Genomic DNA, 9,657 nt, shown 5'->3' on the forward strand with positions numbered 1-9,657 from the left:
CCGCAGGGCGGGTCCGAGCGCTACCTGTACCGGAGGACTGTTTCATGAACGACCGGCCCCTGACGCTGATGGCCGTGCACGCCCACCCCGACGACGAGGCCACCGGGACCGGCGGTGTCCTGGCCCGCTACGCGGCCGAGGGCTTCCGCACGGTGCTGGTCACCTGTACCGACGGCGGTTGCGGTGACGGGCCCGGCGGGATCAAGCCGGGCGAGCCCGGCCACGACCCGCAGGCCGTGGCCGAGATGCGGCTGCAGGAACTCAAGGCGAGCTGCGAGGTGCTGCAGATCAGCCACTTGGAGACCTTGGACTACGCCGACTCCGGGATGATGGGCTGGGCGGCCAACGACGCTCCCGGATCGTTCTGGCGCACCCCGGTGGAGCAGGGCGCCGCCCGCCTCGCCGAACTGCTGGAGCGCTACCGGCCCGACGTGGTCGTCACCTACGACGAGAACGGCTTCTACGGCCACCCCGACCACATCCAGGCGAACCGCATCACCATGGCCGCGCTGGAGCTGACCGAGCTGACCCCGAAGGTCTACTGGACGACGGCCCCTCGCTCGGCGATGCAGCGGTTCGGCGAGGTCATGCGCGAGTTCGGCGCCGACTGGGACGAGCCGGAGCCGTCGGAGGGTGACGAGACCGCCGCCGCGGTGGAGATGCCGGAGATCGGGCTGCCGGACGAGGAGATCACCACCTGGGTGGACACCACCGCGTTCGGCGGCCAGAAGTTCGACGCCCTGGCCGCGCACGCGAGCCAGGGCGAGAACATCTTCTTCCTCCGGATGGGCAAGGAGCGGTTCACCGAGCTGATGGGCGTGGAGACCTTCGTCCGGGTCCGTGACACCACCGGCGCGGCCCTTCCGGAGAACGACCTGTTCGCCGGGCTGCGCTGACTCCTGTCACGGGCGGGCGGCCCTGCCCGGCGGTTCAGCCGGTGGGGCCGACCCCCGCACGGGCCTGCTCCTGGGCGAGGGCCTCGACGAAGCCCTTGGCCGCGGAGTTGCCCGCGACCAGGCGTGCCGCGCCCGTGAGCAGCATGAGGCCGCCGGTCTTGATGCCGAGCGAGTAGCGCCGCTCCCCCATGGTCACGAAGAGCACGCTGTTCATCGTGTACCAGGTCTTCTTCCAGGAGACCTGGGAGACCGGCGCCCGGTCCAGCAGCTGGCCCTTGGTGCCGACCAGGACGAGCTCGCCGCCCACCAGGTAGACCTTGCCGCTCTGTGCGACCGGCTTCATGCCGCCGAAGCCGGTGCCGATCTGCACCTGCTCGCCGACGTACACCGGCGGCACGTGCGGAACGTACTGTTCCTGATCCGTCATAGCTGAGCTCTCCCCCGTGATGTGCGGAGGGCGCCTCGTCACCGGCCCCCTCCGGATGCGATCCGCGTCATGCTGGCACCCCTGTCGCCGTGCGTCAACGCCCGCCGGTGGCGTGACGCAGCGTGGCGACTTGCGCCCGCAGGGTCGATGATGGGGTCCGCATGGCGAGATGCCGCAGGTGCTTGTGGCCTGCGCCACACCGGGACCGTATGGTGTCGGGACGGGCAAAGCCGGACAAGTCACCCGGCTCCGCAGAGCCTCAGCGCGCCACTGGCGCGGCACCGCGCATGGTGCGCCGCAGAAGCCCACTCGACGCACCACACGAGGGAGCAGGCCCATGCGCACTGCCACCAAGATCGGCACGGCCCTGCTGTGCACCGCCGCGGCCGTGACCGCCGCCGTGATTCCCGCGACCGCCGCGACCGGACCGGCCCCCAAGGCCGTCTCCGCCGTGTCGACCACCGGCACGGTTCTCGTCGACTGCGCGGGCCAGGCCCGAACGCAGCCGGACACGTACCTGCTGGCCTGCGGCGACGGCAACAACTACCTCACCGGCATCCAGTGGACCGCGTGGACGGCCGACTCGGCCACGGCGACCGCCACGGACAACGCCAACGACTGCAAGCCCGACTGCGCCGACGGACGGTTCCACACGTATCCGGTGACGGTGACCTTCGATCAGCCGCGGACCCGCGCCGGGCAGACCGGCAGCCCCTCGTACGGGCACGTCACGGTCCACTACACCGGCGACCGGCCCGCCGGGGTCCCGGCCACGGTCAGCGTCCCGCTCCCGGCGCTGCCCGCCTGAACAGACTGAGTGACCGCCTGACTGAACGGCGCGCCCTCCCACGGAGGGCGCGCCCTCATGGGGAGTGGTTCCACACCAGCAGCAGATAACCGCCCAGGTAGGCGGAGGCGGCGGTCAGGAAGCCGACCACGACCACGGCGGTGCTGGTGCGCGCGTGGGCGAGGGCGGTCGCGGGGCGCAGCAGCAGCGGGAAGGCCGCGACGAGGAAGCGGGCCTTGGCGTTGTAGTAGCCGGCGCCGCCGACGGCCAGGGCCAGCAGCAGGGCGCTGAACAGCAGCAGCGGCCAGGGCTGGCGGTCCAGGGCGGACAGGACCAGCAGCACGGCGGCCAGGGCCAGGACGAGGGTGACCAGGTAGAGGTCGAACGGCACCGGGGTGGTCAGGATGGTGCGGGCCTCGTGCAGCGTGTAGCGGCCGCCGTCGAACGACGAGCCCCAGCCCGCGCTCTGGATGTGGAACCAGCCGTCGAGGCGGTGGACGCGCCGGCCGACCCAGGCCAGATAGCCGAGCCAACCCAGCGGAGCCAGCAGCAGGGCGAGCAGGGCCCGACGGCCGCCCCGCCCTCGGACGACCGCGACGAGGGCGGCCAGCCACACGGCCGCGATCAGCGCGGTCGCGGTCGGGCGGGTGAGGCCCGCCAGCAGGCACAGGATCCCCGCCGTGATCCAGCGGGAGGCGAGGACGCCGTACAGGGTCCAGGCGGCGAGCGCGGTGAACAGGCTCTCGGTGTAGGCCATCGACTCGGTCACCGCGTGCGGGAGGCTGCCCCACAGCAGGGCGAGGACGATACCCGTGCGCGGGCCGTCCAGGCGGTTCCCGATCGCGTACAGGCCCCAGGCCGCCGCGCAGCCGGCGAGCCACGCGGTGGCGACCGCGGCGGCGGGCGCGGAGAGCGGGGAGGCGAGGGTGAGCAGGCGCGCCGTGAAGGGGAAGAACGGGAAGAACGCCATGTTCGAGAAGGCGGACGCGCCGTTGTCGTACCCGTGGACGACGATGCCGACGTACCAGGACGAGTCCCACAGCTTGCCCAGCAGGACGCCGAGTGTCCGATGTTCGGCGCGGCCCCACAGCCACAGGACCGCGACGCCGACAGCACGGACCAGCAGATAGCCGCCCACGGCGAGGGCGGCGGGCCGCAGGCCGCGCGCGGGCGCCGCGCCGGGCGCGCCGACGGCGCCGTCCGGCGCGAGCCGCGGGGCGTCGGCGGTCTGGTCGGCGGTCATGCCTCGGACGCTACGGAGCCGGTGGCGCGGTCGCGCGACGAGGGGGACCGTCCGGGTTACCTCAGCGCCGGGTGGCGCTCGGGTGACGCCGGGGCGGACGCGAGTGTTTGCCGCAGCGTGTGCGCGTCCGGGGCGAGGGCGCTGAGCAGGGTGAAGGTGTCGTCCAGGGGGAAGGACGCGGCGAGCCCGCCGGCGGGTGGGGACAGCGGAGCGGTGGTCAGGAGCTGGCCCAGGGCGCGGTGGCCGGCCAGGACCGCCGGGCCGTCCCAGCCCGCCGGGGCGCCCTCTCCGACGTCCGTGGCCTGGTCCAGCAGCAGGCGCCCGTCCCGGCGGAGGGTGAGGCGGGAGGCCAGGCGGCCCGGGGGTTCGCCGTGACGGCCGAGGATCTGCTCCTCGCGCCACAGCAGCCGGGCCGTGGGGGCCAGCCGCAGACAGGTCCGCAGACGCAGGTCGCTGCCGGTGCAGGCGACGACCGGTTCCGGGGTCCAGGTCAGTTCGGCGTCGGGACCGACGGTGAGGTCGAGGTCGTAGTGGGCGGGGGCGGGTTCGCGGCCGGGCAGGCTGAGGGTGGCGGCGGCGCTGGTCACCAGCAGGCGGGCGCCCGGTTCGAGGTCGACGACGATGCGCAGCCGGTCTCCGCCGAGCGGTCCGGCCATGGCGCCGACGAGGACGACGTGGGCGGCGGTGTCGTGGTCGGGGTGGCGGCTGCGGCGCAGCGCGAGGGGCCCGTCGCCGACGAGCTCGGGCAGGACGGTGCGGCCGTGCGCGTCGAGCGTGGCGCGGATGCGGGCGACGGCGTCGACCGTGCTCACCGGCGGTGCCAGTCGGCCAGCCGTTCGCGCACCCAGGCGACGACGGGGGCGACGCCGTCGGGCTGGACGAGGGAACAGAACACGACGGGGAGGGCGCCGCGCTGGGCGGCGGCGTCGCGGGCCATGACGGACAGGTCGGCGCCCACCAGCGGGGCGAGGTCGGTCTTGTTGACCACGAGCAGGTCGGAGCCGGTGACCCCCGGGCCGCCCTTGCGGGGGATCTTGTCGCCACCGGAGACGTCGATGACGAAGATCTGATGGTCGACCAGGCCGCGGCTGAACGTCGCGGTGAGGTTGTCGCCGCCGCTCTCGACCAGCACGAGGTCGAGGGGGCCGACGGTCGCCTCCAGATCCTCGACGGCCTCGAGGTTGGCACTGATGTCGTCGCGGATGGCGGTGTGGGGACAGCAGCCGGTCTCCACCGCGGTGATCCGTTCGGGCGGCAGAACGGCGTTGCGCAGCAGGAACTCGGCGTCCTCGGTGGTGTAGATGTCGTTGGTGACCACGGCCAGGGACAGTTCGTCCCGCAGGGCCCGGCACAGGGCCGCGACGGTGGCGGTCTTGCCGGAGCCGACCGGGCCGCCCAGGCCGATGCGCAGGGCGCGGCGGGTCCGCGTGCCGGGCAGGACGGCGGCAGAGGCGGCGTGGTGGTCGTGGGTGGGGAGGTCGGGGTCGCGGTGCATGTCGGTCCGGCTCCAAGGGGGTCGGGGGCGGGGTTCAGGTGGCGAAGAGGCGGACGGGCCAGCGGGCGTGGTCCTCGGCGGTGATCTCCAGCAGCGGCGCGCCGCCGGTCGGCAGCGCGTCGACGTCGCCGGTCGCGGCGGCCGCCACCGCGTCGCGTGCCACCCGGTCGATCGCGTCCGCCAGCTGGGCCAGGACGGCGGTGGCCTCGAACGGGTCCAGGCCCAGCAGCCGCACGCAGGCGGTCACCGGGCCGGAGACGCTCTCGTAGGCGGCGGCGGTCGCGACGTCGCGCGGGCCGAGGCCCGCCGCCGTGGCGGTGACGCCGAGAACGAGCGGCTGGTGCGCGCCGCCGGGGAACCGGGTGGCGAGGGTGTCCAGGGCCGGGGCAGGCCAGGCGGCGCGAGCGGCCCGTAGGAGCTGGCGGCCCAGACGGCGCGAGGCGGCCCGCAGCGCGGGTGAGGGCGTGCGGGCGTCCGCGGCCTCGTCGAGGGCGGACAGGTCGGTGCCGGACGCGGCCGCGGCGGCGAGGGCGGCCACGGTGAGTCCCGTGGTGTGCAGGCGACCGACACAGAAGGACCGCAGAGCAGCCGGGTCCTCGACGCGGGCGGCCTTGACGGCCGCCTCCAGGCCGCCGGAGTGCGCGTGTCCGCCGGCCGGGAAGCGTCCGTCGGCCAGCACGAGCAGCGCCGAGGTGTGAGCGGGCTCTGCGATGACGCGCACGTCCTTCCTTCGGGCCGGGCGGTGTTCAGAACAGGAAGTAGCGCTGGGCCATGGGCAGTTCGGTCACCGGGTGCGGTTCCACGACCTCACCGTCGATGCGGACGGTGAAGGTGTCGGGATCGACGGTGACGTGGGGGCGGGCGGTGTTCTCCCGCAGGTGCTCCTTGCGCACCGCACGGGTGTCCTTGACCGCGACGAAGGTCTTGGCGACGCCGAGCGCGTCGCCGAGCCGCTGCGGGAGGTGCTCCTCCAGCGCCCAGGGGGTGACGAAGTTGACCGAGTTGGCCGACGGGGCGCGCCCGATGCCGCCGAACATCGGGCGCGGCAGCACGGGTTGGGGGGTGGGAATGGAGGCGTTGGCGTCGCCCATCTGCGCCCAGGCGATCTGACCGCCCTTGATCACCAGGTCGGGTTTGACGCCGAAGAAGGCAGGCGTCCACAGGACCAGGTCGGCGAGTTTGCCGGGCTCGACGGAGCCGATCTCGTCGTCCAGGCCGTGGGCGACGGCGGGGTTGATCGTGTACTTGGCGACGTAGCGCCGGGCCCGCCGGTTGTCGGCGCGGCCGTCGCCGGGCAGGGCGCCGCGTCGGCGCTTCATCACGTGTGCGGTCTGCCAGGTGCGCAGGACCACCTCGCCGATGCGGCCCATGGCCTGTGAGTCGGAGCTGATGATGGAGATGGCGCCGAGGTCGTGCAGCACGTCCTCGGCGGCGATGGTGCTGGGGCGGATGCGGGATTCGGCGAAGGCCAGGTCCTCGGGGACGTCGGCGCTGAGGTGGTGGCAGACCATCAGCATGTCGAGGTGCTCGGCGAGGGTGTTGCGGGTGTGCGGGCGGGTCGGGTTGGTGGAGCTGGGCAGGATGTTCGACTCGGACACGACCGTGATGATGTCGGGGGCGTGGCCGCCGCCCGCGCCCTCGGCGTGGTAGGCGTGGACGCCGCGTCCAGCGATGGCGGCGAGGGTGTCGTGGACGTAGCCGGCCTCGTTCAGCGTGTCGGTGTGCAGGGCCAGCTGGGCGCCGCTCTCCTCGCACACGCGCAGGCAGGCGTCGATGACCGCCGGGGTGGCCCCCCAGTCCTCGTGGATCTTGAAGCCGACCGCACCGCCGCGCAGTTGGGCTCGCAACGCCTCGGCCGAGACGGTGCTGCCCTTGCCGAGCAGGCCGAGGTTGACCGGATAGTGCTCGGCGGCCGCGAACATCCGCGCCAGGTGCCAGGAGCCGGGCGTGACGGTGGTCGCCTTCGAACCCTCGGCCGGGCCGGTGCCGCCGCCCAGCAGGGTGGTGACCCCGCTCGCGAGGGCCTCCTCGAACAGCTGCGGGCAGATGAAGTGCACGTGGGCGTCGACGGCTCCGGCGGTCAGGATCCGCCCGTTCCCGGCGATCACCTCCGTCTCCGGCCCGATGACCAGGCGCGGGTCGACCCCGTCCATGGTGTCCGGGTTGCCGGCCTTGCCCAGGGCGCTGATCCGTCCGTCCCGGATGCCGACGTCGGCCTTGACCACGCCCCAGTGGTCCAGCACCACGGCACCGGTGATCACGGTGTCCGGGGCGCCCTCGGCGCGGCTGGCGCGGCCCTGGCCCATGGACTCGCGGATCACCTTGCCGCCGCCGAAGACGGCCTCGTCGCCGCCCGCGCAGCGGTCCTGCTCGACCTCGATCAGCAGATCGGTGTCGGCGAGGCGGATGCGGTCTCCGGTGGTGGGGCCGTAGAGGTCCGCGTAGCGGCGCCGGGTGACGGTCAGCGCGGGCGTCTCGTCCGCGTCGCCGGTCATGCGTCCACCGGTCCGGCGGTCTCGCCGCGCAGGCCCCACACCGTGCGCCGGCCCGCCAGCGGAACCAGCTCGACCGTCGTCACGATGCCCGGCTCGAACCGGACGGCGGTGCCGGCGGGGATGTTCAGGCGCAGGCCGCGCGCCGCCGCCCGGTCGAGGCGCAGGGCCGGGTTGGCCTCCGCGAAGTGGTAGTGGGAGCCGACCTGGACCGGGCGGTCGCCGGTGTTGAGCACCGTCAGTTCGCTGATCTCGCGGCCCGCGTTGAGGCCGACCGGTTCGTCGTCGAGGAGCAGTTCACCCGGGATCACCGACGGGCTCCCTTCACTGGATGGGGTCGTGGAGGGTGACGAGTTTGGTGCCGTCCGGGAAGGTCGCCTCGACCTGGACGTCGTGGATCATCTCGGGCACTCCCTCCATCACGTCGTCGCGGGCCAGGACGGTGCGTCCGGAGGCCATCAGCTCGGTGACGGCGCGTCCGTCCCGGGCACCCTCGAGGACGTGCACGGTGAGGATGGCCAGGGCCTCGGGATGGTTGAGCCGCAGCCCGCGGGCCCGGCGGGCCAGGGCGACGTCGGCGGCGACGTGGATCATCAGCCGTTCCTGCTCGTGCGGGGTCAGTCTCATGGCGTCGGAACTCCTGCGGGGGAGGACGGACGCGAGCACTCCCTCGTGCCGCGGGTTCGGCCACGCTACCGGATGCGGGACCTCGGCGGGCGCAGAACTTGGCCGTGGTGCGTCAGTTCGCCCGGCCGGGTTCGTCCCGGCGCGCGAGGCGGGACTACGTCAGCGGCGGGGGCGCACCGGTCGCGGTTCCGGTTCCGGTTCCGGTGCCGGTCCCGGTCTCGGTCTCGGTCTCGGTGCCGGTCCCGGTCCCGGTGAGGGCGGCCGTCGTCGTCCGCAGGGCCGTCTCCAGGACGGTCAGGCGGTGCTGGGCGGCCATCAGGTTCGCGCCCATGGCGGCCAGATCCTCCGGACCGGGAACCAGCACGTGCACCCGGCAGCCGGCGGCCCGCACCTCCCGGGCCTCGTTCAGCAGGCGCGCGGTGGAGCTCCGGCGCAGCCGACGCTCCATCCGGGCGGGGACGCCGCGGGGGTGGTCCGTCTCGCGGGCGCAGGTGGGGGCCAGCACGAAGACCTCGTCCAGCCCTGCCCCTGCGAGCAGGTCCACGTTGGTGTCCGACCAGGCGCAGCCGTCGACGTAGCGGCGCCCCTCGATACGCACGGGCGCGAACCAGGCGGGCAGCGCGCAGGAGGCGGTCACGGCGGAGGCGAGGTCGGTGCCGGGCGCGTCCGGGCTGCCGAACCGCACGCGCCGGCCGGTGTCCAGGTCGACGGCGACCACGTTCAGGGCCCGGTTCGCGGACCAGCGGTCACCCATGCCGAGCTGGTCGAAGAGGTCGCGCACGCCGGCGAGGCTGCCACGGCCCGGTGGCGCGGCGGCGGCGAGCACGGTGGGGAGCGGCATCCGGTGCGGATGCCCGACCAGGCCGCGCAGCATCGTCAGGGAGCCGATCCCGAGACCGGGCAGGTGCGGCAGGGAGCCGCCCACCCACGTGTCGTAGTCGATCCGGACCTCGCCCATGGGCCCGCCGACCGGCTGGGCTCCGCGCTGGTGGTCGCGCAGGTCCGCCGGACTCACGCCGAGGGCGAGCAGGGCGCCGACGATGGCGCCGGCGGACGTGCCCTGGATGACCTCAGCGGTCCGCGGGTCCCAGCCGAGGGTGTCGCTCAGGGCGCACAGCGCGCCGACCGTCCAGGCCGCGCCCAGGCTGCCGCCGGCCCCCAGCACCAGCCCACGACGCGCCCCGGCGGACGCGCGAAACGCGCACTCGTCTCCCCCGCTCTCGCCTCCCGCCGTTCGGGACTCCATGGCCGGTCCGCCTTCCGCTCCGGGTCATGCCACCGGTCGTACCGGCTGCTCACGCGGCACCGCGCCCACGCCACGCCAGGCCGGCGGAGACCGGCAGCGGTGCGGCGTCGACGGGCCACGGTCGTTCCCACGCTACGCGGGCCGGCGCGGCGCGGCAGGCAGAGCCCGGCGCGCCGGGCGGGGCAGGGCAGCCCAGGCGGACGGGACAGGGCAGGCCGTGACGCCCCGCCCGGCAGCTGGCTCCCGCCTGGCGGCCCGGCAGGGCAGCGGAGCGGGCAGGCCGTGCCGCGGCGCCCGGCAGCTGGCTCCCGCCTGGCGGCCCGGCAGGGCAACGGAGCGGGCACGGCAACGGAGCGGGCACGGCAGCGGAGCGGGCACGGCAGCGGAGCGGGCACGGCAGCGGAGCGGGCACGGCAGCGGAGCGGGCACGGCAGCGGAGCGGGC

General features: G+C 74.4%; 11 protein-coding genes. 2 read left to right on the forward strand and 9 right to left on the reverse strand.

What is annotated here, in order from left to right:
• Window positions 1-44: 44 nt before the first annotated feature.
• Entirely contained in the window at window positions 45-896 is an 852-nt protein-coding gene (locus ABH931_RS34925) for a PIG-L family deacetylase (RefSeq protein ID WP_370122697.1), read from the forward strand.
• Window positions 897-930: 34 nt separating this feature from the next.
• Here ABH931_RS34925 and ABH931_RS34930 read toward each other — a convergent pair whose 3' ends face one another.
• On the reverse strand, window positions 931-1,323 hold the full coding sequence (locus ABH931_RS34930; RefSeq protein ID WP_370122699.1) for a hypothetical protein: 393 nt from the start codon (window positions 1,321-1,323) through the stop codon (window positions 931-933).
• A 337-nt stretch (window positions 1,324-1,660) separates the two neighbouring features.
• Between ABH931_RS34930 and ABH931_RS34935 the strand changes: the two genes are divergently transcribed.
• Window positions 1,661-2,131 carry a hypothetical protein gene (locus tag ABH931_RS34935; RefSeq protein WP_370122701.1) on the forward strand — a complete coding sequence of 157 codons (471 nt, stop codon included), beginning with the start codon at window positions 1,661-1,663 and terminating at the stop codon, window positions 2,129-2,131.
• A gap of 55 nt (window positions 2,132-2,186) precedes the next feature.
• On the opposite strand, the gene ABH931_RS34940 is transcribed toward ABH931_RS34935, so the two are convergent.
• The 8 genes from ABH931_RS34940 to ABH931_RS34975 form a co-directional block, all read right to left on the reverse strand.
• Complete coding sequence (locus ABH931_RS34940) at window positions 2,187-3,353, reverse strand: hypothetical protein (RefSeq protein ID WP_370122704.1); 1,167 nt, start codon at window positions 3,351-3,353, stop codon at window positions 2,187-2,189.
• Window positions 3,354-3,409: 56 nt separating this feature from the next.
• Entirely contained in the window at window positions 3,410-4,165 is a 756-nt protein-coding gene (locus ABH931_RS34945) for an urease accessory protein UreD (RefSeq protein ID WP_370122706.1), read from the reverse strand.
• Window positions 4,162-4,848: an urease accessory protein UreG gene (ureG, locus tag ABH931_RS34950; protein ID WP_370122709.1), complete on the reverse strand. Its 687-nt coding sequence runs from the start codon at window positions 4,846-4,848 to the stop codon at window positions 4,162-4,164. Before ureG ends, ABH931_RS34945 begins: the two co-directional genes overlap by 4 nt.
• 34 nt (window positions 4,849-4,882) lie before the next feature.
• Window positions 4,883-5,569 carry an urease accessory protein UreF gene (locus ABH931_RS34955; RefSeq protein ID WP_370122711.1) on the reverse strand — a complete coding sequence of 229 codons (687 nt, stop codon included), beginning with the start codon at window positions 5,567-5,569 and terminating at the stop codon, window positions 4,883-4,885.
• Between the two features lie 25 nt (window positions 5,570-5,594).
• Window positions 5,595-7,343 carry an urease subunit alpha gene (locus ABH931_RS34960; RefSeq protein ID WP_370122714.1) on the reverse strand — a complete coding sequence of 583 codons (1,749 nt, stop codon included), beginning with the start codon at window positions 7,341-7,343 and terminating at the stop codon, window positions 5,595-5,597.
• A complete protein-coding gene (locus ABH931_RS34965) occupies window positions 7,340-7,651 on the reverse strand; it encodes an urease subunit beta (protein ID WP_370122716.1) in 312 nt (103 codons plus the stop codon). The genes ABH931_RS34960 and ABH931_RS34965 overlap by 4 nt, the downstream gene beginning before the upstream one ends.
• A gap of 13 nt (window positions 7,652-7,664) precedes the next feature.
• A complete protein-coding gene (locus ABH931_RS34970; protein WP_370122719.1) occupies window positions 7,665-7,967 on the reverse strand; it encodes an urease subunit gamma in 303 nt (100 codons plus the stop codon).
• 154 nt (window positions 7,968-8,121) lie between these two features.
• Window positions 8,122-9,213 (reverse strand): patatin-like phospholipase family protein, encoded by a 1,092-nt coding sequence (locus ABH931_RS34975; protein WP_370122722.1) that lies wholly within the window; start codon window positions 9,211-9,213, stop codon window positions 8,122-8,124.
• Window positions 9,214-9,657 lie beyond the last annotated feature (444 nt).

It is taken from the genome of Streptacidiphilus sp. MAP12-33 (genome assembly GCF_041261265.1).
GTDB lineage: Bacteria > Actinomycetota > Actinomycetes > Streptomycetales > Streptomycetaceae > Streptacidiphilus.

Excerpts from the sequence above, each read along its gene's own strand:
- ABH931_RS34925 (WP_370122697.1), top strand. The coding sequence starts at position 45 with ATGAACGACCGGCCCCTGACGCTGATGGCCGTGCACGCCCACCCCGAC.
- ABH931_RS34930 (WP_370122699.1), bottom strand. The coding sequence starts at position 1,323 with ATGACGGATCAGGAACAGTACGTTCCGCACGTGCCGCCGGTGTACGTC.
- ABH931_RS34935 (WP_370122701.1), top strand. The coding sequence starts at position 1,661 with ATGCGCACTGCCACCAAGATCGGCACGGCCCTGCTGTGCACCGCCGCG.
- ABH931_RS34940 (WP_370122704.1), bottom strand. The coding sequence starts at position 3,353 with ATGACCGCCGACCAGACCGCCGACGCCCCGCGGCTCGCGCCGGACGGC.
- ureG (WP_370122709.1), bottom strand. The coding sequence starts at position 4,848 with ATGCACCGCGACCCCGACCTCCCCACCCACGACCACCACGCCGCCTCT.
- ABH931_RS34960 (WP_370122714.1), bottom strand. The coding sequence starts at position 7,343 with ATGACCGGCGACGCGGACGAGACGCCCGCGCTGACCGTCACCCGGCGC.
- ABH931_RS34970 (WP_370122719.1), bottom strand. The coding sequence starts at position 7,967 with ATGAGACTGACCCCGCACGAGCAGGAACGGCTGATGATCCACGTCGCC.
- ABH931_RS34975 (WP_370122722.1), bottom strand. The coding sequence starts at position 9,213 with ATGGAGTCCCGAACGGCGGGAGGCGAGAGCGGGGGAGACGAGTGCGCG.